This is a genomic window from Janthinobacterium salmonicoloratum, from assembly GCF_051380845.1.
Classification (GTDB): domain Bacteria; phylum Pseudomonadota; class Gammaproteobacteria; order Burkholderiales; family Burkholderiaceae_D; genus Janthinobacterium; species Janthinobacterium lividum_F.
Map to the genome: position 1 here is coordinate 2,446,339 of NZ_JBNYXV010000001.1, position 24,979 is coordinate 2,471,317.

The 24,979-nt window shown below is 61.9% G+C and carries 24 protein-coding genes; 6 read left to right on the forward strand and 18 right to left on the reverse strand.

Annotated features, from left to right (window positions below; genetic code table 11):
- Positions 1-25: 25 nt before the first annotated feature.
- The 9 genes from paaK to paaA all read right to left on the reverse strand — a co-directional run bounded on the left by paaK (position 26) and on the right by paaA (position 8,001).
- Entirely contained in the window at positions 26-1,354 is a 1,329-nt protein-coding gene (gene paaK, locus ACQ4WY_RS11305) for a phenylacetate--CoA ligase PaaK (protein ID WP_436504062.1), read from the reverse strand.
- A 68-nt stretch (positions 1,355-1,422) separates the two neighbouring features.
- Complete coding sequence (gene paaI, locus ACQ4WY_RS11310; RefSeq protein WP_353659926.1) at positions 1,423-1,869, reverse strand: hydroxyphenylacetyl-CoA thioesterase PaaI; 447 nt, start codon at positions 1,867-1,869, stop codon at positions 1,423-1,425.
- Positions 1,862-3,427, reverse strand: coding sequence for a 3-hydroxyacyl-CoA dehydrogenase PaaH (gene paaH / locus ACQ4WY_RS11315; protein ID WP_436504063.1), 1,566 nt, complete (start codon positions 3,425-3,427; stop codon positions 1,862-1,864). Before paaH ends, paaI begins: the two co-directional genes overlap by 8 nt.
- A 1-nt stretch (position 3,428) precedes the next feature.
- Positions 3,429-4,220, reverse strand: a complete 792-nt coding sequence (gene paaG / locus ACQ4WY_RS11320) for a 2-(1,2-epoxy-1,2-dihydrophenyl)acetyl-CoA isomerase PaaG (RefSeq protein ID WP_436504064.1) — start codon at positions 4,218-4,220, stop codon at positions 3,429-3,431.
- 50 nt (positions 4,221-4,270) lie between these two features.
- On the reverse strand, positions 4,271-5,350 hold the full coding sequence (gene paaE, locus ACQ4WY_RS11325; protein ID WP_436504065.1) for a 1,2-phenylacetyl-CoA epoxidase subunit PaaE: 1,080 nt from the start codon (positions 5,348-5,350) through the stop codon (positions 4,271-4,273).
- Positions 5,351-5,390: 40 nt separating this feature from the next.
- Complete coding sequence (paaD, locus tag ACQ4WY_RS11330) at positions 5,391-5,930, reverse strand: 1,2-phenylacetyl-CoA epoxidase subunit PaaD (RefSeq protein WP_436504066.1); 540 nt, start codon at positions 5,928-5,930, stop codon at positions 5,391-5,393.
- Positions 5,930-6,682, reverse strand: coding sequence for a 1,2-phenylacetyl-CoA epoxidase subunit PaaC (gene paaC, locus ACQ4WY_RS11335; RefSeq protein WP_436504067.1), 753 nt, complete (start codon positions 6,680-6,682; stop codon positions 5,930-5,932). The genes paaD and paaC overlap by 1 nt, the downstream gene beginning before the upstream one ends.
- A gap of 14 nt (positions 6,683-6,696) precedes the next feature.
- The gene (paaB, locus tag ACQ4WY_RS11340) at positions 6,697-6,981 is read right to left on the reverse strand and encodes a 1,2-phenylacetyl-CoA epoxidase subunit PaaB (RefSeq protein ID WP_034746356.1); all 285 of its coding nucleotides are present in this window, start codon (positions 6,979-6,981) and stop codon (positions 6,697-6,699) included.
- A gap of 30 nt (positions 6,982-7,011) precedes the next feature.
- A complete protein-coding gene (gene paaA, locus ACQ4WY_RS11345; protein ID WP_436504068.1) occupies positions 7,012-8,001 on the reverse strand; it encodes a 1,2-phenylacetyl-CoA epoxidase subunit PaaA in 990 nt (329 codons plus the stop codon).
- 265 nt (positions 8,002-8,266) lie between these two features.
- On the opposite strand from paaA, the gene paaX reads away from it, so the two are divergent.
- Positions 8,267-9,196 carry a phenylacetic acid degradation operon negative regulatory protein PaaX gene (gene paaX / locus ACQ4WY_RS11350; protein WP_436504070.1) on the forward strand — a complete coding sequence of 310 codons (930 nt, stop codon included), beginning with the start codon at positions 8,267-8,269 and terminating at the stop codon, positions 9,194-9,196.
- Positions 9,197-9,228: 32 nt separating this feature from the next.
- Here paaX and ACQ4WY_RS11355 read toward each other — a convergent pair whose 3' ends face one another.
- The gene (locus ACQ4WY_RS11355) at positions 9,229-9,417 is read right to left on the reverse strand and encodes a hypothetical protein (protein WP_436504071.1); all 189 of its coding nucleotides are present in this window, start codon (positions 9,415-9,417) and stop codon (positions 9,229-9,231) included.
- 124 nt (positions 9,418-9,541) lie between these two features.
- On the opposite strand from ACQ4WY_RS11355, the gene ACQ4WY_RS11360 reads away from it, so the two are divergent.
- The gene (locus ACQ4WY_RS11360) at positions 9,542-10,672 is read left to right on the forward strand and encodes a M14 family metallopeptidase (RefSeq protein WP_436504072.1); all 1,131 of its coding nucleotides are present in this window, start codon (positions 9,542-9,544) and stop codon (positions 10,670-10,672) included.
- 258 nt (positions 10,673-10,930) lie between these two features.
- The gene (locus ACQ4WY_RS11365; RefSeq protein WP_436504073.1) at positions 10,931-11,353 is read left to right on the forward strand and encodes a cytochrome c peroxidase; all 423 of its coding nucleotides are present in this window, start codon (positions 10,931-10,933) and stop codon (positions 11,351-11,353) included.
- 163 nt (positions 11,354-11,516) lie between these two features.
- On the opposite strand, the gene ACQ4WY_RS11370 is transcribed toward ACQ4WY_RS11365, so the two are convergent.
- The 3 genes from ACQ4WY_RS11370 to pmbA form a co-directional block, all read right to left on the reverse strand.
- Entirely contained in the window at positions 11,517-12,839 is a 1,323-nt protein-coding gene (locus ACQ4WY_RS11370) for an aminotransferase class V-fold PLP-dependent enzyme (protein WP_436504074.1), read from the reverse strand.
- A gap of 12 nt (positions 12,840-12,851) precedes the next feature.
- A complete protein-coding gene (locus ACQ4WY_RS11375) occupies positions 12,852-15,263 on the reverse strand; it encodes a TonB-dependent receptor plug domain-containing protein (protein ID WP_436504075.1) in 2,412 nt (803 codons plus the stop codon).
- A gap of 245 nt (positions 15,264-15,508) precedes the next feature.
- Positions 15,509-16,861, reverse strand: coding sequence for a metalloprotease PmbA (gene pmbA, locus ACQ4WY_RS11380; protein WP_436504076.1), 1,353 nt, complete (start codon positions 16,859-16,861; stop codon positions 15,509-15,511).
- A 92-nt stretch (positions 16,862-16,953) separates the two neighbouring features.
- On the opposite strand from pmbA, the gene yjgA reads away from it, so the two are divergent.
- The 3 genes from yjgA (at position 16,954) to ACQ4WY_RS11395 (ending at position 18,942) form a co-directional block, all read left to right on the forward strand.
- Positions 16,954-17,553, forward strand: coding sequence for a ribosome biogenesis factor YjgA (yjgA, locus tag ACQ4WY_RS11385; protein WP_353659911.1), 600 nt, complete (start codon positions 16,954-16,956; stop codon positions 17,551-17,553).
- A gap of 91 nt (positions 17,554-17,644) precedes the next feature.
- Entirely contained in the window at positions 17,645-18,277 is a 633-nt protein-coding gene (gene mog / locus ACQ4WY_RS11390; RefSeq protein ID WP_353659910.1) for a molybdopterin adenylyltransferase, read from the forward strand.
- Positions 18,274-18,942, forward strand: a complete 669-nt coding sequence (locus ACQ4WY_RS11395) for an alpha/beta hydrolase (RefSeq protein ID WP_436504077.1) — start codon at positions 18,274-18,276, stop codon at positions 18,940-18,942. The genes mog and ACQ4WY_RS11395 overlap by 4 nt, the downstream gene beginning before the upstream one ends.
- A 57-nt stretch (positions 18,943-18,999) precedes the next feature.
- Here the strand turns inward: ACQ4WY_RS11395 and ACQ4WY_RS11400 are convergent, their stop codons facing one another.
- From ACQ4WY_RS11400 to ACQ4WY_RS11420, 5 genes are all read right to left on the reverse strand, one after another.
- Positions 19,000-20,559, reverse strand: a complete 1,560-nt coding sequence (locus tag ACQ4WY_RS11400) for a S1C family serine protease (RefSeq protein WP_436504078.1) — start codon at positions 20,557-20,559, stop codon at positions 19,000-19,002.
- Between the two features lie 96 nt (positions 20,560-20,655).
- Positions 20,656-21,222 (reverse strand): carboxymuconolactone decarboxylase family protein, encoded by a 567-nt coding sequence (locus ACQ4WY_RS11405; RefSeq protein WP_436504079.1) that lies wholly within the window; start codon positions 21,220-21,222, stop codon positions 20,656-20,658.
- Positions 21,222-22,070 (reverse strand): fumarylacetoacetate hydrolase family protein, encoded by an 849-nt coding sequence (locus ACQ4WY_RS11410; protein ID WP_289913062.1) that lies wholly within the window; start codon positions 22,068-22,070, stop codon positions 21,222-21,224. Before ACQ4WY_RS11410 ends, ACQ4WY_RS11405 begins: the two co-directional genes overlap by 1 nt.
- Entirely contained in the window at positions 22,015-23,361 is a 1,347-nt protein-coding gene (locus ACQ4WY_RS11415) for an MFS transporter (protein ID WP_436504080.1), read from the reverse strand. The genes ACQ4WY_RS11410 and ACQ4WY_RS11415 overlap by 56 nt, the downstream gene beginning before the upstream one ends.
- A gap of 2 nt (positions 23,362-23,363) precedes the next feature.
- A complete protein-coding gene (locus ACQ4WY_RS11420) occupies positions 23,364-24,728 on the reverse strand; it encodes a KamA family radical SAM protein (protein ID WP_436504081.1) in 1,365 nt (454 codons plus the stop codon).
- Positions 24,729-24,979: the final 251 nt, after the last annotated feature.

Here is a 24,979-nt window from a genome sequence, read left to right on the forward strand (position 1 = left end):
TCCTGCTTGATCGATGTAGAGAAAATTAGGAGAAAATCTTCGGACGCTGGTCGACCACGCGGCGGGCCTTGCCCGTCAGGGTGCGTTCGATGCCGGCAGCGGCCACCAGGCGCACGCGCGTGCTCACGCCCACGTGCGTCTTGATGCGGTGTTCCAGCTCGCGCGCCAGGGCGTCCGTTTCACTGGCCGAGATGGTGGTAGTGAGGTCGAGGCGCAGCTCGGCGATCACTTCGAGCTTGTCGAGGTGGCCGTCGCGCGTGACCACCAGCTGGTATTGCGGCGCCAGCTTCGGCATTTTGAGGATCAGCTCTTCGATCTGCGTGGGGAAGACGTTTACGCCGCGGATGATCAGCATGTCGTCCGAACGGCCCGTGATCTTGCCGATGCGGCGCATCGAGCGCGAGGTCGGCGGCAGCAAGCGGGTCAGGTCGCGCGTGCGGTAGCGGATGATGGGCAGCGCTTCTTTCGACAGCGAGGTAAACACCAGCTCGCCCTCTGCGCCGTCCGGCAGCACTTCGCCCGTTTCCGGATCGATGATTTCCGGGTAAAAATGGTCTTCCCAGATGACAGGACCGTCCTTGCTTTCGATGCATTCAGACGCCACGCCAGGGCCCATCACTTCGGACAGGCCATAGATATCGACGGCGTCGATGCCGGCGCGCGCCTCGATTTCCGAACGCATGGCGTCCGTCCACGGCTCGGCGCCGAAGATGCCCACCTTCAGCGACGATTCGGCCGGGTCGAGGCCCTGGCGCGTGAATTCCTCGATGATGTTGAGCATGTACGATGGCGTGACCATGATGATAGACGGCTTGAAATCCTGGATCAGTTGCACCTGCTTTTCCGTCTGCCCGCCGGACATCGGAATGACGGTGCAGCCCAGGCGCTCGGCGCCGTAATGCGCGCCCAGGCCGCCCGTGAACAGGCCGTAACCGTAGGAGATATGCACCATGTCGCCCGCACGGCCGCCGCCGGCGCGGATCGAACGCGCCACCACATTGGCCCAGGTATCGATATCGTTCTGCGTATAGCCGACCACCGTGGCCTTGCCCGTGGTGCCGCTCGACGCGTGGATGCGCACCACTTGCTCGCGCGGCACGGCAAACAGGCCAAACGGATAATTATCGCGCAAGACTTTTTTATCGGTGAACGGGAATTTCGACAAGTCGGACAGCGACTTCAGGTCGTCCGGATGCACGCCCGCTTCGTCAAAAGCGGCACGGTAATGGGGCACGTTGTCATACGCGTGCTTGAGCGTCCATTTCATGCGTTCGAGCTGCAGCGCCTGCAGTTCATCCTTGCTGGCGCGTTCGATCGGCTCCAGGTCATTCGGGGCGGGATAGCGTTGGACCATCATTGTCTCCTAATTGGTTCTTTAACTTTTCAAATCAGCTGCGGCAGTTCAAAGCTGCTCTTGTCACTTCACCCGCTAATAACTTCACCGGCCACGCGGATCGACTTGCCGCGGAAGAGCGCGATGGCGCGCCCTTCCTGGTTGCTGACCTTGACGTCGTAGACGCCGCTCTTGCCGGCCAGCGCCTGTTCGACGGCGTGCGCCGTCAGCACGTCGCCCTCGCGGCCCGGCGCCAGGTAATCGATGGTGCAGCCAGCGCCGACCGTGTTCATGTTGTAGCTGTTGCAGGCAAACGCGAAGGCACTGTCGGCCAGGGCGAAGATGAAACCGCCATGGCAGGTCTGGTGGCCATTGAGCATGTCGGCTCGCACCGTCATCGTCATGCGCGCATGACCGGGGCCCACTTCGGCCAGGGCGATGCCCATGGCGGCGGTGGCGTTGTCGCGCGACAGCATGGAGGCGGCGGCCGCTTCGGCCAGGGCCTGGGCGGCGTGGATATGCTCAACTTTATGCATGAAACTGTGCTCCATTGGCGAGTTTGCGGCGCAGCAGCGGCGAGACTCTGTAGCGGTCTTCGCCATAGCCTTGCGCCAGGTGGTGCAGCACGGTCACGATGTGTTGAACGCCTACCGCATCGGCCCAAGCCAGCGGTCCGCGCGGATAGTTGACGCCCTTCTGCATCGCGATATCGACGGCGGCCACCGTGCACACACCCTGGTTGACGGCGTCGGCCGCCTCGTTTGCCAGCATGGCGACCGTGCGCATGACGGCCAGGCCAGGCACGTCGTCCAGGCGCGTGACGATGAAACCGGCCGCCTGGAACAGGCCGACGACGGCTGCATAGGCAGCGTCGCTGCACTGGTCGGCACGGGCCACGGCGATGCGCTTGGCTCCGGCGTAATCGAGCGCCAGGTCGAACAGCACCGTGTCCGGATGCTGGTTGTCGTGCGCGCGCTGGGTAGCGCTACGGCCGTCGGTCAGATAAATCGCGGCGCCATGGCAATGCAGGGCGGGCGCCTCGTCGTGCGCCTGGCCTTCCTGCGTCACACGGCGGCTGACAGTGATGCCGGCCTGCTCCAGGCGTTGTACCAGGCTGCGAATGATGCCGCTGTGGCCACGGCCATCACCGCCGATGGCGGCCGACAGGGCGACGAATTCCGGTTTCGGCTGCGCACCTTCCGCCTGCGCCACGGGGGCAGCGGCGCCTTCGCCGTACAGATAAAAGCCACGACCCGATTTGCGGCCAAGGAAACCGGCGTTGACCATTTCCTGCTGCAGCACGGACGGCGTGAAGCGCGGGTCGTTGAAATAGGCGCCAAACACGGATTGCGTGACGGAGAAATTTACATCGTGGCCAATCAGGTCCATCAGCTCGAAGGGCCCCATGCGGAAACCGCCCGCTTCGCGCAGCACGGCGTCGATGGTGGCGGCATCGCCCGCCTGTTCGTTCAACAGGCGCCAGCCTTCCGCGTAAAACGGACGCGCGACACGGTTGACGATGAAGCCGGGCGTCGATTTTGCATGCACGGGGTTCTTGCCCCAGGCAATCGACGTGTCATACACTGTGGCGGCCACTTGCTCGCTGGTGGCCAGGCCACTGATCACTTCGACCAACGCCATCAGGGGCACGGGATTAAAGAAATGCATGCCGACCAGGCGTTCCGGACGGCGCAGCTTGGCGGCGATGGCCGTGACGGAAATCGACGAGGTGTTCGTCGCCAGGATGCAGTCGTCACTGACCAGCGCTTCGAGCTCGGCGAACAGGCCGCGCTTGACGTCGAGGTTTTCCACGATGGCTTCCACCACCAGGGATGCGTCACTCACATCGGCCAGGCTGCCAGCCGCCTGCAGGCGCGCCGTGGCGGCCGCCGCATCATCGACCGTCATGCGGCCTTTCTCGGCCAGCTTCGCATACATCTTGCCGATGTCGGCCAGCGCCTTGCTGACTGCTTCCGCGCGCGTGTCGTACAGTTTTACGCGGTAACCGGCGGCGGCGGCCACCTGCGCGATGCCGGCGCCCATGGCGCCGCTGCCGATGACGGCGACAATACTGTTGTTATCCAAAGCTGCCATATCAATGTCCCTTGAATTGCGGTACACGCTTTTCCATGAAGGCGGCCACGCCTTCGCGGTAATCGTCGCTGTTACCGAGATCGCTCATCATGCGCGCTTCCAACGCCAGCTGCTGCGGCAAGGTATTCGCGCCGCTGGCGGCCAGCGCCTGCTTGGTATAGGCCAGGCCCTTGGTCGGCGCCGTGGAAAAGTGCACGGCCAGCTTGCGCGTTTCTTCCGCCAGCTGCGCGTCGTCCACGCATTTCCAGATCAAGCCCCAGTCTTCCGCTTTTTCCGCCGTCAGTTTTTCGCCGAGCATGGCCAGGCCCATGGCGCGCGCCGAACCGATCAGGCGTGGCAGGAAGAAGGTGCCGCCCGTGTCCGGGATCAGGCCCAGTTTGCAGAACACTTCCACGAAACTGGCCGACTTGCCGGCGATGACGATGTCGCACGCCAGCGCCAGGTTGGCGCCCGCGCCGGCGGCCACGCCGTTGACGGCGCAAATCACGGGCATCGGCAAGGCCTTCAAGGCCAGCACCAGCGGCGCATAGTTCTTTTCCACCGACTCGCCCAGGTCCACGCCCTTCGAGCCGGGTTCCACGGCGCGGTCGGACAGATCCTGGCCCGCGCAAAAGCCGCGGCCCGCGCCAGTCAGCACGAAGACGCGCACGGCACTGTCGGCATTGACTTTCGCTATCGCGTCACGCACTTCCTCGTGCATGGCTTGCGTAAAACTGTTGAGCTTGTCGGGGCGGTTCAGGGTCAGGGTGGCGATGCCCTGCTCGATGGTGAAGAGGATGTTTTGGTAGCTCATGGCGTCTCGCTTTTTAATGGGTACGGCAGGGCACCAGCCCTGCGCCGGCTTTATTCAGCCTGGTCGAAGTCGACCACGACCTTGTCGGTGAGCGGGAAACTCTGGCAGCTGAGGACGAAGCCGCGCGCCACTTCATAGTCTTCCAGCGCGTAGTTGACATCCATCTCGACCTTGCCGTCGAGTATCTTGCAGCGGCAGGTCGAGCATACGCCACCCTTGCACGAGTAGCGCATGTCGATGCCCTGACGCAGACCCGCATCGAGGATGGATTCCTTGTCCTTGTCCATCGTGAAGGTGGTGTGGTTGCCATCCATGATGACGGTCACTTCCGTTTCCTTCACGGCGCCCGCATCGAGCTGCGCGCGCGGCTTGTGGGCGTTTTTCGGGATGCTGGCGGCGAACAGTTCGATCTTGATATTTTGCTTCGGCATGCCGGCCGCCTGCAAGGCGGCGGAGACGCCCAGCATCATGTCTTCCGGGCCGCAGATGAAGGCGTTGTCGTAGTCTTCGACACGGATCCAGTGCTGCAGGAATTGCTCGCATTTTTCCTGCGTGATGCGGCCGTTGAACAATTCGATATCCTGCTGCTCGCGGCTCATCACGTAGACCAGGTTCAGGCGCTCCAGGTATACGTCCTTCAAGTCCGTCAATTCTTCCTTGAAGATGACGGACGACGAGGCGCGGTTGCCGTAGAACAGGGTGAAACGGCTCAGGGGTTCCGTCAGCAGGGTCGTCTTGATGATGGAGAGGATGGGCGTGATGCCACTGCCGGCCGCAAACGCCAGGTAGTGCTTGCGGTTGACGCAGTCGAGCGGCACGTTGAAGTGGCCCATGGGCGGCATCACCTCGATGGTGGCGCCGGCTTTCAGAGTGTCATTCGCCCAGGTGGAAAAGGCACCGCCCGGCGTGCGCTTGATGGCCACGCGCAGGGTGCCGTCCTGCACCGCCGAACAGATGGAATACGAGCGGCGCACGTCTTCTGCATTGATATTGGCGCGCAGGGTCAGGTGCTGGCCCTGCTGGAAGCGGAACTGCTGCTGCAGTTCCGCTGGCACGTCGAACGTGACGGCGATGGTGTCGCGCGTTTCGTTGCGAACGTTCGATACGCACAGCGGATAAAATTTACTCATGCTTCATCTCCAGTTTCTTCGGAACGTGTGCCTGATTTTTTTAGTGGCACTTGAAGTAGTCAAACGGTTCGCGGCAAGCCAGGCATTTGTACAGGGCCTTGCACGGCGTGGAGCCGAACTGGCTGGTCAGCTGCGTATGCGTGGAACCGCAGTTCGGGCAGATCACGTCCAGCTTTGGCATCGCCTGGCGTTTGACCCCACCCGCTGTTCCGCTACGAAGGCCGCTGATGTCGATCACCTGCTGCTGCGGCGGGGCGATGCCATAGCCTTTCAGCTTGGCCTTGCCCGATTCGCTCATCCAGTCCGTGGTCCAGGCGGGCGCCAGCTGGTTCACAAGGGTCACCTTGGCCACGCCATGGCTGCGCAAGGCCTCCGTGACGGCGTCGGCGATCACCTGCATGGCCGGGCAGCCCGAATACGTGGGCGTGATCGTCACGATGCACTCGTCGCTGCCAACGACATCGACGGCGCGCACGATGCCCAGGTCCACCACCGAAATGACGGGGATTTCCGGGTCCGGCACGTCGCCCAGCCAGGTCCAGACTTGGGCGGCGTCCAGCGCTGCCGCGGCCGTGTTCATTACCACTCCGCCCCGGGATAGGCGCGCTGCAGGAACTGCATTTCGGCCAGAATAAAACCCAGGTGTTCCGTGTGCGTGCCCTGCTTGCCACCCTTTTGCATCCAGGCGTCGGGCGCCGGCATGACAAGCGTCGCTTCGGCGAAGATCTCGGCCACGTGTTCGAGGAAAGCCCGGCGCAAAACGTCCGATGGCGGCGCGATGCCGGCGGCGACCATGGCCTGGTCGACGGCGTCGTACTTGAACATCTCGCCCGTGAACATCCACAGCTTGTCGGCGGCGGCCTGCGTTTTCGCGTGGCTGTCCGCCGTGCCGTCGCCGAGACGCACGATCAGGTCGCCGCTGCGGCGCAGGTGATACGTGACTTCCTTGACCGACTTTTGCGCCACTTCGACGATGCGCGCGTCAGCCGATTTGCTCAGTTCCAGCAGCTGGAAGTAGTGCCAGCTGTCGAAGAAGAACTGGCGCATCATGGTGTCGGCGTAATTGCCGTTCGGCTGTTCGACCAGCAGGCAGTTCTTGAAGTCGTGGGCGTCGCGCAGAAAGGCGATGTCGTCCTCGTCGCGGCCCGCGTTTTCCAGTTCGGCCGCATAGCTAAACCACAAGCGCGTCTGGCCCAGCAAGTCCAGCGCCACATTGGTCAGCGCCATGTCTTCTTCCAGCGCCGGGCCCTTGCCGCACAGCTGCGACAGCTGCTGGCTGAGGATCAGAGCGTTGTCGCCCAGGCGCAGGAGGTAATTGACTTTGTCATCCATTACAGGCGCTCCCATCACAGGTTCTTGACTTCTTCCGGCATCGGGAAGAAAGTGGGATGGCGGTACACCTTGCTGTTCGACGGTTCGAACAGGGCGCCCTTGTCGCCCGGGCTGCTGGCGACGATATCGGCCGCGCGCACCACCCAGATGCTCACGCCTTCATTGCGGCGCGTGTAGACGTCGCGCGCATGATTGACCGCCATGGTGGCGTCGGAAGCGTGCAGGCTGCCCACATGCTTGTGCGCCAGACCGTGCTGGCTGCGGATGAAAACTTCCCACAATGGCCATTCTTTGCTCATGTTGCTATCCCCTATCTGTCTTATTGATATTCAGGCTGCCGCTTTGCTAGCGGCTTGCTTGTCTGCGTAGGCGACCAAGGCATCGCGGAACCATACACCGTCTTCATACGCTTTCACGCGTGTTTGCAAACGTTCGCGGTTGCACGGGCCATTGCCCTTCAAGACATTGTTGAACTCGGACCAGTCGATTTCGCCGAATTCATAATGGCCCGTTTCTGCATTGAACTTCAGGTCGGGATCGGGCACGGTCAGGCCCAGGTATTCGATTTGCGGCACGGTCTGGTCGACCATGCGCTGGCGCAATTCATCGTTCGAGAACAGCTTGATGCGCCATTGCGCCGATTGGGCGCTGTTGACGGAAGCGGCGTCGGACGGACCGAACATCATCAGGGACGGCCACCACCAGCGGTTCAGCGCATCCTGCGCCATGGCTTTCTGCTCTGGCGTGCCCTTGCACAGCGACATCATGATGTCGTAGCCCTGGCGCGCATGGAACGATTCTTCCTTGCAGACGCGGATCATGGCGCGCGCATACGGGCCATACGAGCAGCGGCACAGGGGAATCTGGTTGATGATGGCGGAGCCGTCGACCAGCCAGCCGATGGCGCCCATGTCGGCCCACGACAAGGTGGGATAGTTAAAGATGCTGGAATATTTGGCTTTGCCCGAGTGCAAGGCAGCCAGCAAGTCGTCGCGCGACACGCCCAAGGTTTCCGCAGCGCTATACAGGTACAGGCCGTGACCCGCTTCGTCCTGGATCTTCGCCAGCAGGATGGACTTGCGTTTCAGGGTCGGCGCGCGCGTGACCCAATTGCCCTCCGGCAATTGGCCGACGATTTCCGAGTGCGCGTGCTGCGAAATCTGGCGGATCAGGGTCTTGCGGTAGGCGTCCGGCATCCAGTCCTTGGCCTCGATCTTGATACCTTCGTCGATGCGCGCCTGGAAAGCGCGCTCTTCCTGGCCCATGTCGTCGATGGAGCGGACGTTCTTGAGGCCGGTTTCAACCATTTGTGCGTACATGATCTGTCTCCCATGTCTTTGATTTTGCGCAGCAACGCGGTGCGATGAACAGATAATACGATACAAAAAACGATTTGCATACACTTGATATGAATCATTTTAAAAATTCGTATCTTGTGCAGCTTTTTTGTGCGTATGATATTGCTTATGAGAACACTACGGAGGGCCACCAGCGCTTCCGGAAAATTATTGCCGCGCTACCCGCGCAGCCAAGTAAACTGCTGCTTTTATTGAACCGACCGCAACACGGCCAGACCGGAACCACATGAAGAACACCCGCTGCACGGCATGGATAGCCGATTTCCTGGAAAGTGACCCACCACGCTCGAAGTCTCTGGTGATGACCATCTTTGGCGACGCCATCGTGCCGCGCGGTGGCGCCATCTGGCTGGGCAGCCTGATCGAACTGCTGGCGCCCTTCGGCGTCAATGACCGTTTATTGCGCACCAGCGTGTTCCGCCTGGCGCAGGAAGGCTGGCTCAGCTCGCAGCGCGACGGCCGCCGCAGCGCCTATACGATACGCCCGGAGGCGCTGGCCCGCTTCGAACGCGCCTATCGCCGCATCTATGCGCCGCTGGTCGTGCACTGGGATGGCAGCTGGACCCTGGTGATCGGGCCGGCCGGCAGCATCGGCGCCGCTGAGCGGGGGGCGCTGCGCAAGGAATTATTGTGGGCGGGCTACGGCCTGATCTCTCCCGGCATCTTTGGCCACCCGGCCAGCAATACGGAGGCGCTGGAAGATATTCTCGTGCGCAACGAGGTGCAGGGCAAGCTGTATGTCTGCCACACCACGGAATTGCCGGGCGTAAGCACGCGTCCCCTGCGTGACATGGTGGGCGACTGCTGGGACTTGTCGGAAGTGATGGCGGGCTACGAAAAATTCATCGCCAGCTTCCAGCCGCTGCTGACTCTGCTGCAAGAAGCGCCCGTGTTCGATGCCGAGCAAGCGTTCGTCATCCGCTCGCTGCTGACGCACGCCTACCGCCGCGTGCAGTTGCACGACCCGCAACTGCCCGTCGAGCTGTTGCCCGAACCGTGGCCCGGCACGCAAGCCTATGCGCTGGCGCGCGACCTGTACCGCCTCACGTATGCGGCCGCCGAGGAACATATCCTGGCCACCTTGCGGCGCGAGGATGCGCAGGCCCCGGATGTCGAGCCGTGGTTCTACGAGCGTTTTGGCGGGCTGAACACCTGAGAAAATGTCCAGGAATAAGTCACTGCTTGCGCTCACTGCCTGTTCACGGCTACGACTTGCTTCGCCCCAGCCAACAAATCCTGCCCCAGCTTTTCCAGCGCAATGGCCTGCACCAGCATGGTGTCGAGGATGGCGACGCTGAAGGTGAATTCGGCCGGCGTCGTATAGCCGGGGAAACGTATGATGCGCAGCAATTCCTGCAAGGTCGTGCCCTTGCCCAAGGAGCTTCCACGTTAGCAAAGCACCTCCGTTATCGTTTGCGCCAGCACAAAGGCCATCGCAAAACAGGTATCATCGCGCCATTGCACACGATGCAAAACCCATACGTTTTTATCAGGAACACTCATGACCATTAAAATCAGCCAGCAATTCGACGCCGGCGCGATCGAGGTGCTGCGCGCCGACGATGCCCAATCCATCGAGCTGAACATCCGCAAGGATTCCCACGCCGACATCACGCAGTGGTTTTACTTCCGCCTGCAAGGCGCGCAAGGCGAGGCGTGCACGATCCGCTTCATGAATGCAGGCAAGTCGGCCTACCCGGACGGCTGGAAAGATTACCAGGCCGTGGCCAGCTACGACCGCGAAACCTGGTTCCGCGTGCCCACCAGCTTTGACGGCGCCGTGATGACCATCGAACATACGCCGGAAGAAGAAAGCGTGTACTACGCCTACTTCGAACCGTATCCATGGGACCGCCACCTGGCCCTGATCGACAGCGCGCAAGCGTCGCCGCTGGTGCGCCTGATCGACCTGGGCAGCACCGTGGAAGGCCGCGACATGAATCTGCTGGTGGTCGGCGACGCCGATGCCGATGCCGAGAAAAAAGTCTGGGTCATCGCACGCCAGCATCCGGGTGAAACGATGGCTGAATGGTTTGTCGAAGGCATGCTCGAAGCCTTGCTGGACCAGGCCAATCCGTTTGCCCGCCAGTGCCTGCAGGACGCCGTCTTCTACGTGGTGCCGAACATGAACCCGGACGGTTCCGTACATGGCAACCTGCGCACCAACGCGGCCGGCGCCAACCTGAACCGCGAATGGATGACGCCGACCATGGAGCGCAGCCCGGAAGTGTTCCTGGTGAAACAGAAAATGCATGAAATCGGCTGCGACCTGTTCCTCGACGTGCATGGCGACGAAGGCTTGCCATACGTCTTCGTGGCCGGCAGCGATGCGCTGGAAAATTTCACGCCCGCACAGAAGGCCGAGCAAGACCGCTTCATCGCCGACTTCAAGGTGGCCAGCCCCGACTTCCAGGATGAGCACGGCTATGAAGACGGCCCGTTCACGCCGGAAGTCCTGACCATGGGTTCGCCCCACATCACGCACGCCTTCGGCTGCCTGTCGCTGACCCTGGAACTGCCGTTCAAGGACAACGCCAACGATCCCGACCCGCAAACGGGCTGGAGCGGTGCCCGCAGCGCCGCCCTGGGCGCGGCCGTGCTGCAACCGATACTGTCCACACTGCGCGCCTGATTGACGCATGACACCGGCCCGTCAAGCACGACGGGCCAGGCCGGCGGCACCTCTGCCGCCGGTTGTTCCCCCGCCTTCTTCTTGTGCAACGCAGCATCGCTCATCGTTGCCACGCCTGCCATAGCTGCCTATGCTGGGCGCAGCATTGTTTGTCCCTCCCCTTGCCGATAACTACACCGCATATGACCATCAAAGACCAGCCACGCGCTGAAACGCGATTTTCACCGGCCTGATTTGCACACGCATGCATATTCTTGCTTGTTGGCTTGCACGGCATGCCAGGTACGGCTGCCGAACTCAGCCCTGCCAGCACAGCTGGGGCGGCGCACCTTCCACGATGCCAGCCTGTCCGCTTCGGGCACGCAGTCGTGCGCCAGTTGCCATGACCCGGCTCGCGCTCATGCGCTCGGCAACAAGCTGGCCATACAACTGGGCGGCGCCGATGGCCAGGCGCACGGCTACCGCGCCACGCCATCGCTGCGCTACCTGGAACACAATCCGCCCTTCCGCTTTGATGAGGAAGGCGCGCCCAACGGCGGCATCAACCGCGACGGCCGCGCCGCCAGCCTGGCAGAACAGGCGGAGCGACCGTTGCTGGCAGCGCATGAAATAGCCAATGCGACAAGCGAGGAAAAGTGCAGAAATTCAATGACGTGCCCGCCAGGTACCACGCCAACGTGAACGTCAAGGAAGCACCGTTCGACCGCAAGCGCGGCATGGCGCCGGCGCCGGCGGCGGGCGAGATCGAGGATATGGTGAAGTTTTTGCCCCCTGACGGATGGCTATCAAATCCAGCAGTAAAGCGTGGGGCGTTCCAGCGCCGGAACGCCCCCACCCTTGGCAACTACCCGCGCGCCACCTTGCGCAGGGCATCGACCAAGCGGTCCAGATGCGACGCGGGCGTAAAGATGCCCGGCGTGACGCGCACGCACGCGCCGCTGGCGAGACCGTCACGCGGCACGGCAAAGATGCCGTATTCCTGCACCAGCTTTTTCGACAGGGCATAACTGTCGGCCACGCTGGTCTTGCCCTTTAAGCGGAACGAGGCGATGGCGCTCGTCAGGCGCGGATCGGATGACGCCAGCACTTCGATGCCATCGATGCCGCGTGCCGCTTCCACCCAGCGGTTGCGCAGCAGCCGAAGCCGCGCTTGCTTGTTGGCCACGCCGATTTGCGCGTGCAAGTCCAGCGCCGCCGGCAAGCTCAAGTAGGCGGCGAAATTGACCGTGCCCGTATGCACGCGGGTGCGGATGTCGTCGCCCGCCTTTTCTCCAAGATAAGGGTCGATATCGGCCACCCTGCCCCGCTTGATGTAGGCAGCGCCCACACCCACGGGCGCGCCTATCCATTTGTGCAGGTTGATGCCGGCAAAGTCCGCCTGCAAGTCGGGTATCGTCATGTCCAGCTGGCCAAAGCCGTGCGCCGTATCGACGATGACATCGATGCCCCGCGCGCGCGCCAGGCGGCTGATCTCGGCCACTGGCAAGACCATGCCGTTGCGGTGATTGACATGCGTGAGCAGCATCAATTTCAGCTTCGGATAACGCTCCATGGCGGCAACATAGGCAGCAAGCACATTGTCATGCGTAAACGGTTCCGGGATGTCAATCGATACCACCTGGGCGCCGCGCCGCTGCTGCAACCAACGCGTGACGGTGATCATATTGTCGTAATCGATATCCGCGTACAGCACCGCATCGCCCGGCTGAAGGCGGTTGTAGCCGGCGATCAAGACTTGCAGCGCTTCCGTGGCGCCCCGCGTCAGCACGATTTCATCGGTAGCCACGCCCAGCGCCCTGGCCGCCGCCGCGCGCGCCGCCTCGAAATCGGCAGGAAAGCGCATGCGCGCATACCAGGCGTTGTCGCGGTTGACCATGCTCAATTGCTGCTCGTAATGACGCAGCACGGGCCTGGCCATCGAACCCCAGAAGGCGTTGTCCAGTTGCACGATGGCATCGGTAGTGTCGTATTGCGCGGCCACGGCCTGCCAGTAAGCCTGGTTGCTGGCAAGCATCTCCGGCGTGGTGCCGGTGGGCACCAGTGGCAACGGTGGCAAGGGGGGAGCCAAGGCGGCGGCGGACGCCGCCGCCGATACTGCGCCCGCCGTCAAGGGCAGCGCAGCCGCCAGCGAACCCGCGCGCAACAAGGCGCGGCGTTGTGGATTCATCATCATCTCCCCTTAAAATTTCACTTTGTACTCGACGTACAGGTTGCGCCCGTCCGTGTCGTACGGCGCATTGCGCGAATAGATCAGACCGCGGCTGGCCTGGAAGCTTGCTTCATCAGGATACTTGTCCAGCACGTTGTCGATGCCCACGCGCACGGACTGCTTGTCACTGATCTTGTAGCTGGCGGCCAGGTCAAGAAATTGCATGGCGCCAAAGCGCTGGAAGATATCGCCCGTCGCATTGCCGGAATTGTCCGTCCAAGCGCCGTAATAGCGGACGCGGGCCAGGGTATTCCAGTTGCCCAGGTCATAGTTGCCGCTGATGGTGGCTTTCTGGCGCGGCAGGCGCTCTTCGAACACCTGGCGCTGGGCCGGATTGGTCACCAGGCTGGACTTGCCGCCATCGACCTTGGTGGTGTTGTAGTTGTAGGCCAGGGTCAGGTTCAGCTTGCCGTCACCAATACGGCTCAGGTGGCTGCCGACGATATCGATGCCGCGCGTGGTGGTGTCGAAGTCGTTCGTGAAATAGCTGACGGAGGTGTAGCGCAACGGGTTGGCCACGCCAGCGGGCACGGCAAACGCGGCGGACGTGCTGAAGCGGTCGCTGACCTTGATGTCATACACGTCGATGGAACCGGAAAAACCACCGGGCGTCTTCCACGTAAAGCCCAGCGACAGGTTTTTCGATTTTTCCGGCTTCAGCGCCTGCGCACCGAGCAGGATGGCCAGCGGGTCGTTGTTGGCCAGGCGGCCGCTGGTAAACAACAGCAGGGTCTTGGTGTCGAGGCCTTGATTCGTGCTGTTGGTGTTCGACTGGCCGGGCGTTGGCGCACGGAAACCCGTCGAGTAGGAGCCGCGCAGGGCCATGTCGGCGCTTAAGGCGTAACGGGCCGACAACTTGCCGTTGACGGTGCTGCCAAATTCCGAGAAATGCTCGTAGCGGGCGGCGCCGCCCAGGCTCAGGGCCTTGCTGACGGGCACTTCCACGTCCAGGTAGGCGGCATAACTATCCTGGCCCCAACTGCCCGCCTGGCGGTCGCTGAAGCCCGGTGCGCCGTTCGCGTTCGCATCGAGGCCGATGGCCGCGCCCGGCCCCACCGTCCACGAGGCCGCATCGCCCGCCTTCACGCCATAGGATTCATTGCGCGCTTCCGCGCCAAACGCGATGTTCACCGGTTGCGGCAAGGATGCCACGGGCAATTCATAATTAAAATTGGCGTTGAGAATCTTTTCCGCCTGCGACAACTGGCCCAGGTAAAACGACGTCGGGCTGGTCGGCCCCATCGAGGCGTTGATGGAATTGGCCAAGTTATAGTTGATGCGGTTGCGGCCGTAGGAAGCGCTCACATCCCAACCGAAGCGCTCGTTGAAGCGACCACGCACACCGGCCACCAGTTGCAAATCATCCTGGTCGTTAGAATAACTGGGGCTGAAACCAAGCGGATACAGGCTGCGCAAATCCCAGCCGGGGAACAGGCTGCTGGTTTTATACGCGCCCGTGCTGGTGTCGGGATTCCTCCAGTTGAAGTCCGAGGTGCCGTCGCTGCGGCTGAACAGGCCGAAACCGTACAGGTCCACAGTGTCGGACAGGGCCATGCTGGCATTGAAACCGATGCGCTTGCTGTCGAGCTCAGGCTGGCCCCAGCGCTGCACGGGATTCGGCACCTTCAGCGCCGGATGGGCGTTCTGGAAGGCGATGGCGTCCGCCCGCTGGCGCGTGCGCGAGGTGGGGTCGGACTGGGCCAGCGCGCCGAAAATCGTCGCCTTGCCCGTTTCGCCAAACACAAAGCCCGTCTTCAGGTTGAGCTCGTTGCCCTTGCCGTCGCCTTCCGAATATTGCGAGTGGTGCAAGGAAAGCTCCGTACCCAGCGTATCGTCGAGGATGATGTTGATCACGCCGGCAATCGCATCGGAGCCGTACTGGGCCGAAGCGCCATCGCGCAGCACTTCGATGCGCTTGATGGCGGACACGGGAATCTGCGCCAGGTCCGGCGCTTGCGCGCCGCGCGCGCCCAGCAGGGCGCTACGGTGGAAGCGCTTGCCATTGATCAGCACCAGGGTCTGGTCCGGCGACAGGCCGCGCAAAGTGGCTGGACGCACGAAGACTTGCCCATCGGCCATCGGCAAGCGCTGCACCACATACGAGGGAACCAATTGCGCCAGCACATCGTTCAAGTCCGACGATTCGACGGCGCCAATATCTTCGCGGTTAAACACATCCACGGGCGCCATGGTGTCGAACTGCGTGCGGTTGCTGCCGCGCGTGCCGGTGACGATCACCGCTTGCGGTGCTTCCAGGGTATCGCTGGCGGCAGCTGGTGCGGCGGTCGCATCGCCATGGGCTTGCGCCTGGGTGGAGAACAGGGCGTTCATGGCACACAACAGGGCCACCGCGCGGGCGATGCGGGTACGGGAGTAGGTCATGGTGAGTTCACTATGCAGGTTGGATCAACAACAACGCGTCACTGCAAGATTCGCATCTTGCATGAAATATCACGAAGTTCGGCTTACTTACATTAAAAGCATCTAAATCACGCAAATAACGTCAGGTGGCCACATCATACGAAGCGAATATTTCCGCCGTATGACGATCAGATCGCTGCCCGAAAAACCACAGGGACAAGAAAAAAGGCGCCAGCGGCGCCTTCTGAGGGGAGGAATGTCTCCGTTCAACCGCCCGCCACCACCATGCTCTCGATGAGGATGGAACCCGTCTCTTTGGTTCCACGGCGCAAGGTATCTGCGCCCACGGCAACGATGTTGCGCAGCATGTCCTTCATGTTGCCAGCGATAGTGATTTCTTCCACCGGATACTGGATCACACCATTTTCCACCCAGAAACCGGAGGCGCCGCGCGAATAGTCGCCCGTCACGTAATTGGTTCCTTGCCCCATCAGTTCGGTCACCAGCAAGCCCGTGCCCAGCTTTTTCAGCATGGCACTAAAATCGTCAGTGGCGGCCGTCAGGTTCGAGGTCAGGTACAGATTGTGCGAACCGCCCGCGTTGCCCGTCGTCTGCATGCCCAGCTTGCGGGCCGTGTAAGTCGACAGGAAATAGCCTTGCACCACGCCATCCTTGACGACGTCGCGGCTGACGGTTTTCACGCCCTCCTCGTCGAACGGCGCGGAACCGACGCCGCCGATCACGTGCGGGTCTTCAAAGATCTGCACGTGCGAGGGCAGCACTTGCGTGCCCAGGGAATCGTTCAGGAAAGTGGATTTGCGGTACAGGGCGCCGCCCGAGGTCGCTTGCACATAGGTACCGAGCAAACCGGCCGCCAGCGGTGCTTCGAACAGCACGGGACAGGTGCGCGTGCCCAGTTTGCGCGCGTTCAGGCGCGACAGGGCGCGCTCGGCGGCATAGCGGCCGATGGCTTCCGGGCTCGACATCTTGGCGGCGTCGCGCACGGACGAATACCAGTCGTCGCGCTGCATCTTCGCCCCCTTGCCGGCGATGGGCGCCACGGACAGGGTGTGGCGCGAAAACGGGTAGCCGCCGATGAAGCCGCGCGAATTGGCGGACACAAAGTGCGATTGCTGCACATGCACGCTGGCCCCCTCGCTGTTCGTGATGCGCGGATCGACGGCGAACGCGGCCGCTTCGGCCCGCTGGGCCAGCACGACGGCTTCCTCGGTGGAAATCAGCCAGGGATAGAACAGTTGCAAGTCACGGGGGGACATTTCCAGCATGTCGGCGTCGGCCAGGCCCGCGCAATCGTCCTCGGCCGTGAAGCGGGCGATGTTGTAGGCGGCGTCCACCGTGGCGCGCAGGGCGGATGGCGAAAAGTCGGAGGTGCTGGCATTGCCGCGCTTCTTGCCGACAAACACGGTCACGCCCATGCCCTTGTCCTTGTTTTGCTCGATCGTCTCGATCTTGCCTTTTCGTACAGAAACGGACAGGCCACCGCCTACACTGACTTCTACGGCTGCGTCGGTGCCGCCCGCTTCCCGTGCAAAAGACAACACATCACGGGCTAGTTGCTGCAATTGCTCTTGACTATGGGTAAATACGGAGTCGTTCATGCGCTGTTTTCTTCGGAAAGCCGCTAAAAAGGTTATCATAGCAGTCGTTTACAGTTTACAGGTGCGGCCTACGCGGCCAATCCCGCCTTATCATGCCAAATCCAAACCGGGGAGCTTGCGGCTTCCAATCCACCGAATTCGAACAGGAATATGAACGTCCTTCGAAGTCGGAACTCAAGCGCCAGATGACCGTCCTGCAAAAGCTGGGCGAAGAACTCGTCAATGAGGCACGCGACCGCGTCAAGCGCGTCCCGATGCCGGAAGACGTGCGCGACGCCATTCTCGAATGCCAGCAAATCAAGGATCACGAAGGCCGCCGCCGCCAGCTGCAATACGTGGGCAAGAAGATGCGCACCCTGGATGAGGAAGAAGTTGCCGCCATCCAACGCACCATCGATAGCTGGAAAGGCTTGTCGAAAGCCGACACGGCCAATATGCACGCGATGGAACGTCGCCGCGACAAACTCTTGACGGACGACAAGGCCCTGACCGTCTTGCTGTCGGAAAACCCGGAACTGGACGTGCAGCACCTGCGCACCCTGATCCGCAATGCCCGCAAGGAGCAGGCCGAGAACAAGCCGCCAAAGGCCTACCGTGAAATCTTCCAGATCTTGAAAGAGATCGCCAAGAAGAAAAACAGCGGCAAGAAAGATGCCGACGAAGATGACGCAGAAGCGGAAGACGACGAGTAATTTACCGTCCGAAACGCAAGGATGGACAAAAAACCGGGATAATCCCGGTTTTATTGTTTTTAAGACACTCCAGACTTTTTATAGGTGACCGATGTCCACCACTCTCGAAGACGAATTGATTATCGGCCTCGTGTCGATCTCGGACCGCGCCAGCGGCGGCGTGTATGAAGACCTGGGCATCCCCGCCCTGGAAAGCTGGCTGTCCGCCGCCATCCGCACGCCTTTCCGCCTGGAAAAGCGTTTGATCCCGGACGAGCGCTCGCAAATTGAAAACACCCTGATCGACATGGTCGACCTGAGCCACTGCCATCTGATCCTGACGACGGGCGGCACGGGCCCGGCGCGGCGCGATGTGACGCCGGACGCCACGCTCAGCGTCGGGACCAAGGAAATGCCCGGTTTCGGCGAACAGATGCGCCAGATCAGCCTGCAATTCGTGCCGACGGCGATCTTGTCGCGCCAGGTGGCCGTGATCCGCGAGACGCCCGAGCGCGCCGCCCTGATCATGAACTTGCCGGGCCAACCGAAAGCCATCAAGGAAACCCTGGAAGGCTTGAAGGATGCCGACGGCGTGCAACTGGTCAACGGCATCTTTGCCGCCGTGCCGTATTGCATCGACCTCATCGGTGGTCCCTACATGGAAACCGATCCGGCCATCTGCAAGGCCTTCCGTCCCAAATCGGCGCTGCGTCCGGCGCAACCCATACCTGAGGAAAATACATGAGCACCTTGCTGGAAACCATAGAACTCGACAGCGCACCTAACCCCACCGTCTCCATCATCTGGATGCACGGCCTGGGCGCCGACGGCAACGACTTCGTGCCCCTGGTGAAAGAACTCGACCTGCGCGGCTGCCCCGCCATCCGCTTCATTTTCCCCAGCGCCGGCACCATGCCCGTCACCATCAACAACGGTTATGTGATGCGCGCCTGGTACGACATCCTCGTGAACGACCTCGTGCGCCGCGAAGACGAGAACGGCTTACGCGCCTCGCAGGCGCAGGTCGAGGCGCTGATCGCACGCGAAAAGGCACGCGGCATTCCCGCCAGCCGCATCATCCTGGCCGGCTTCTCGCAAGGCTGCGCCATGACCTTGCAAACGGGCTTGCGCCATGCGGAACCGCTGGCCGGCCTGATGTGCCTGTCCGGCTATCTGCCGCTGGCCGACAAGACGGCTCTTGAGCGCACGCCGGCAAGCCTGCAAACGCCCATCTTCATGGCGCACGGCACGGCCGACCCGGTAGTGCCGATCGCCCGCGCACAGCAGTCGCGCGACTTGCTCACCGGCATGGGTTACAAGGTGGAGTGGCACGAGTACATGATGCAGCATTCGCTGTGCCAGGAAGAGATCGACGCCATCGGCGCGTGGCTGAAAAAAGTGCTGGCATAAAATAAAACAGGCGCAGCTTTCTGCCGCGCCTGTTGTTGTACGGAACGCCGGGAACGATCAGTTCGCCGGCGTTTTTGCATTCCAGATCTTCAGCATGTCGGGCGACGCTTCCGAGCGGATGCCGTTGTCCGTCAGCACCGATTCCGTCGCTGCCAGCATGTCCTTGCGGGGCACGACGACCATTTCCGCATCGCGCTGCTGGAAACGGAATGTCAGCAACTCATCCGTCTGGTCGCGCAGCAAGGCCACCAGGTGCGCCAGGCTGCGCACGCGCACGCCATTGACGGAATCGACGACCGAGAAGAAACGGGTACTGTAGCCATTCATCAGCTTGTGCGGGAAGAACGGCGCGGCGATCACCACCAGTTCTTCGCGCTCGCCATCAGGCGCATCGCCGCGCCGCGTGGCCAGCGGATTGCCGGCAAACGCCATGCCGCCCAGCATCGCTGGATTGCCATTCGGCGCCGCCATGAATTCCGTGCTGGCGCGCGAAAATACCATGGGTCCAAAAATGAAATAGGACGGGTAATTGCCCTGCAGGCCGCTAATGAGCATCGGATGCGCCGCCGAGACGGGCACCTTGATTTTCAGGGGCGCGCCCTGGCGCACCACCGTCAACGGCAACTGGCCGTCTTTTGCCAGTTGCTGCACCCGGTACTGGAAGCGCACGCGGCTGTTGGCATTCAGCTTGACCATGCCCTGGTTGTCGATGGGAAAATCGCCGATATGCGTGATGACATCCCACTCCTTGAGCGGATAGGCGGCATCCTTGCTGGCCGGCGACATCACGACAGCGCCCTCGACGCCCCTGGCCAGTTTCAGGTAGGTGCGCAGCGCGGGGTTTTCCAGCGTTTGCGTCACGTCACGCATGGCCGGCTTGCCCTGGGGCGCGCCACTGTCCTGGTCGCGCAGGAACAGCTCGATTTCCTCGTTGGGGATGATGTAGCCGATGTTTTGCGCATTCAGCATGCCGGCAAACGCCAGGCCGATCATCTTGTCGCCAGCAATCACGGGGCCGCCGCTATTGCCTGGATTAATGGCCGCATCGATCTGGATGCGTAAGCCGGACACGGGGAAGTTGTAGCGCACGAATTCGATGCGCGAGACGATGCCCTTGGTGATCGACAACGAGGTGCCGCCCGTCGGATAGCCATACGCCAGCACGGCATCGCGCACGTCCGGCAAGACATTGGCGCGCGGCACCGCTTTATGGCTGGCGAAAAAACTGTCGTCGTCGATTTTCAGCAAGGCCAGGTCCATGCCGCGCGAGATGGCCAGCACGGTCGCCGGTATCTTGTCGCCAGCGCCATTCGCCTGGATCTGCACCTGGCTGGCATAGCCGACCACGTGGGCATTGGTGAGGATGCGGCGGCCTTCGATGACCACGCCGGAGCCCGTCACCTCTTGCGGCGCAGCCTTGCTCCAGGGTTTATAAGGGTCTGGCCCCCGCAGGGTGGAAAACACCTTGACGACGGAATTTTCCAGGGCGGAAGCGCTGGGGCTAGCGGTGGCGGCAGTCTCGGCGGCAAGCGCACGCACCATTATCAATGGACAAAAAGAAAGGGCCAACGCCAGGAAGGCGCGGCCCATCAGGGTGGAGCACGGACGAGTTTTCATTGAGCTTTTTTAGCAATGGAAGGGAAGTAAAATTATATATTGAATAATTTCAACTTCATTACACTTTGTCCATCTTTTCCCGAAGAAGTCCTCGAATCAGGCGGGCAAGGGCGGCACGCCCAAGGCCGGGACCGCCGTCTGCGCGCCATTCATGACCATGGCCAGGAAGGTGTAATAGCCATTGATGCCCATCAAGTCGACCACGCCATGCTCACCGAACAGCGCCAGCGCGCGCGCATACGTGGCGTCGCTGACGCGCTTGTTCTGCTGCAGCTCGATGCAAAAGTCGTGCACGGCTTGCTCATCTTCTTTCAGGGCAAGCGGTGCGCGCCGCGCGGCAATGGCGTCCACGGCCGCTTGCGCGATGCCGTTCTGCACGGCCAGCGGCGCGTGGATGGCCCACTCGACTTGCTGGTCCCACTGGCGCGCCGTGACCAGGATCGCCAGTTCCGACAGCCGCGTGCCAATGGCGCTGCGGTAGCGCAGATACTCGCCCATGCGCTGCGCCGTTTCCATCAGCTCGGGGCTGCGGATCAGCGGCACGAAGGGGCCGTAAAGCGCCCCGCGTGGACCGTCGATGATGGCTTGCGCGGCCGCGCGCTGCTGCGGGTCCAGCTGCGTCAAAGGCAGCGGCGGCAAACGGTCGATATCGCTACCGGCCATCAGGCAGTCCAGGCAACCACGTCCTGCTGCTGTTCGCCGAGGCCAGCGATGCCCAGGCGCATGCTGTCACCCTTTTTCAAGAAACGCTGCGGCTTGCGGCCCTGGCCCACGCCCGGTGGCGTGCCCGTGGCGATGACGTCGCCCGGTTCCAGGGTCATGAATTGCGACAAATAGCTGACGATCTGCGCCACCGTGAAAATCATGGTTTGCGTATTTCCGGTCTGCATGCGCTTGCCATTGACTTCCAGATACAGGTCCAGGTCCTGCTCGTCGATGACTTCATCGCGCGTCACCAGCCACGGACCGACGGGGCCGAAGGTGTCGCAGCCTTTGCCTTTATCCCACTGGCCGCCCCGCTCCAGCTGGAACGAGCGCTCGGAAATGTCGTTGACGACGCAATAGCCGGCCACGTATTTCAGGGCATCCTCTTCGCTCACGTATTGCGCGCGCGTGCCGATGATCACGCCCAGCTCCACTTCCCAGTCTGTCTTCTTGGAACCTTTGGGCAACACGACATTGTCGTCCGGGCCATTCAGGCAAGTAATTGCCTTCATGAAGACGATGGGTTCGGCCGGAATCGGCATGCCGGACTCGGCCGCGTGATCCGCGTAATTGAGGCCGATGCCGATGAACTTGCCGACTTTCGCCAGCGGCACGCCGAAGCGTGGATTGCCGCGCACCAAGGGCAAGGTCTTTTCGTCGAGCTTGGCCAGCTTGCGCAGGGCCTTGTCGGACAGTTGTGCGCCGTCAATATCGGCAATCACGCCGGACAGGTCACGCAGTTTGCCTTCTTCATCGATCAGGCCCGGTTTTTCCTTGCCTGGACGTCCATAACGAACGAGTTTCATAGTCTTCCTTGGAGTTGATCATTGCCGCTGTGCAGGCCGCCATTTTACCGGATGGCCCGGCACGCCTGTAGCGGTGGATGAAAAACATCGCAAGTCCCGGCAGTTGCAAGGCCGCCAGCACGCCAAACGCCGCCTGGTACGCCTGCGGCGGATACTGCTGCTGGCTGTTCAAGGGCCAGCAGCCGAGGATCAAGCCAAAGCCCGCCTGCACCAGGAAGGCGCCCGTGAAAATGAGCAAATTCAAGCAGGTGGCCGCCCTACCCGTCAAGCTGGCCGGCATGCTTTGCGCGACGATCGCATACTCGAGGCCAGTCACCGTGCCCAGCAAGGTAAACAGTACGGACAGCAAAGGCAGGCTAGGCACCACATTGCATGCCATCGCCACTTGCACGGCGACAAACAGGACGATGCCGGCGGCCGCCACTTGCATGGGTTCAATGCCGCGCCGGCCAGCCCATTCCGTTAACATGCCCATGCCGATTGCGCCGAAGATGACGGCCGCCATGCCCAGGTACAACAGATACGCCACGCTGTCATCGGACAAGCCGCCCACGTCGGCCAGCCAGCGCCCCACCCACAAGCCCTGCACGCCAAAGAACACCGTGTGCGGCAGCAGGATCAGCGCGATGGTGCGGCGAAAACCGGGATCGCGGTACACGCTCCACACGCTGACCTTGCTCACCGCGTGCGCGGCGGCAGGCACGGGCATGGCTGGCGACAGCAGGCGGATCAGCAAGCCGATGGCCAGCGCCGCCAGCGCCAGGCCCAAGAAGACGCCGCGCCAGTCCGTGTAATGCAGGGCCAACTTGACGGGCATGGTGGCCGTGGCCGCGCCCAGGCCGCCCACGGCGATCAGGTAGCCATGCACGGAAGGCAGGCGAGATGGCGCAATGGCGCACGAGATCGCTTTCACTGCGGCCATGAAGCAGCCACCCAGGCCTGCCCCCATCAAGGCGCGCGCCCACATCAGTTCGGCAAAACTGTGGCCCCGGCTGAACAGCCACACGCCCACGGCCGCCAGTGCCAGCAGCCACAGTTGCACCGTGCGGGGACCGTAGCGGTCGAGCGCCATGCCGATCGGCAATTGCACCAGCGCAAAGGCGAGAAAAAAGGCGCTGGTCAGCAGGCCCAGCTGGGCTGGGGTCAGGGCGATGGTGCCCAGCAGTTCAGCCGTCAGTACGGCATTGACGCCGCGTAGCAGGCACGACAGGTAATGCCCGAGCGCGAACGGCAGGAACACCAGACAAAACACGGCCACGCCGGAACGGGAAGAGGCGCCGGCGCCGTGCATGCTCAGGCGGCCCGTGCCAGGCGGATGATTTTGTGCGGCAGCTGCGGCATAGGCTCATCCGTTTCAAAGAAAAACTTGTCGTGGCCAAAGGCCGGCTTCAAATCGTCCATCCACGTCGCTTCCGCATCGAATTTCGCATAAAACGGCCGGCGCACCCAGTCCGGGTTGCGCGCCTGCAAAAATTGCAGGGCAAACAGTTTTTCGCCATTGATGGTAACGATGCCATCGATGACGACCTTGCCAGGGAAAGTACTCATGGAGGGCCCGCGCACCGTGCGCGACAGGCCCGACACCATCTGGTAGGCGGCCTGGAAAATCTCGTACGCCTTCGCCAAGGGCAACTCGAAATAGCCGCGCGGCCCCGTATCGCGTTCGACAAACATGTAATACGGAATCGCCCCCAGGCGCGTACCCGTCTGCCATAGTTCCGCCCAGCTTGCCGGGTCTTCATTGATGTGGCGGATCAGCGGCCCCTGCATGCGCAAGGTGGCGCCCGTGGAGACGATGCGTTTCACGGCTTGTTGGGCGATGTCCTGGCGCAACTCGACGGCATGGCTGTAATGGCCCATCACGGCCAGGTTCTTGCCCGCCTTGACGATGCGCTCGAACAGGCGCATCAGGTCATCCGCATCGCGGTCGGAAACGAAGCGCTGCGGCCAATACGCCACCGCCTTGGTACCGATGCGGATGTTCTGGATGTGTTCCAGGCCCGGCACCAGCAGCGGCTCAAGGTAGGCGGCCAGTTGCCGCGTATTCATGATCATCGGGTCGCCGCCGGTGATCAGCACGTCCGTCACTTCCGGATGCAGTTTCAGGTAGGCGGCCAGCTCATGCGACTCGCGCGCATCAAACTTCATGTCGTCCATGCCGACGAACTGGGGCCAGCGGAAGCAGAAGGTGCAATACGCGTGGCACGTCTGGCCGGCGCTGGGGAAAAACAGCACCGTCTGCGCATATTTATGCTGCAGGCCCCGCACTGGCGCATCGTTGACCCGGGGCACGTTGTGCGTCATCTGGCCGGCCGGGTGGGGATTCATGCCCAGGCGCAAGCCATGCACATAGGCGTCGATGGCAGCCTTGTCCCGTTGCACCAGCACCAGGTCGCGCAAGTGCGCATACTGCTCGGGCGATAGCATGTCGCGGTGGGGGAAGACAAGGCGATAGATGGGGTCGTCAGGGATGTTGCGCCAGTCGATCAACTGATCGAGCACATAGGCATTGGTGCGAAATGGCAAGACGTGCGACACCACTTGCACGGCTTCGCGCTGCTCTTCCGGCAGCCATGCCCACTGCCGCGCCTGTTGAATGGTGTGCCGCGCATACGGCTTGAACTTGGGTGAAAACGGCTCGGTAATGAGTGCGGACACGATAGTCTCCCTGCCAGTAAATAGCGATAACCTTCATGAAATCAGCCTTATATCAGCCAATTCCAGCCTCTTCCTCCCCCATGCCACATCATTCGACATGCTGTGAAAGTCATCATAGTTCTTGCTATTCGGAACCAAATTGCTACATATCAACAAGCGCTCGATACGTTGCATACTGCCTACAAGCAACACCTTAGTTTGTTCCATCGCAATTTGATGGAAGCGTCGGCGACGTAAATTACGACTTGGCA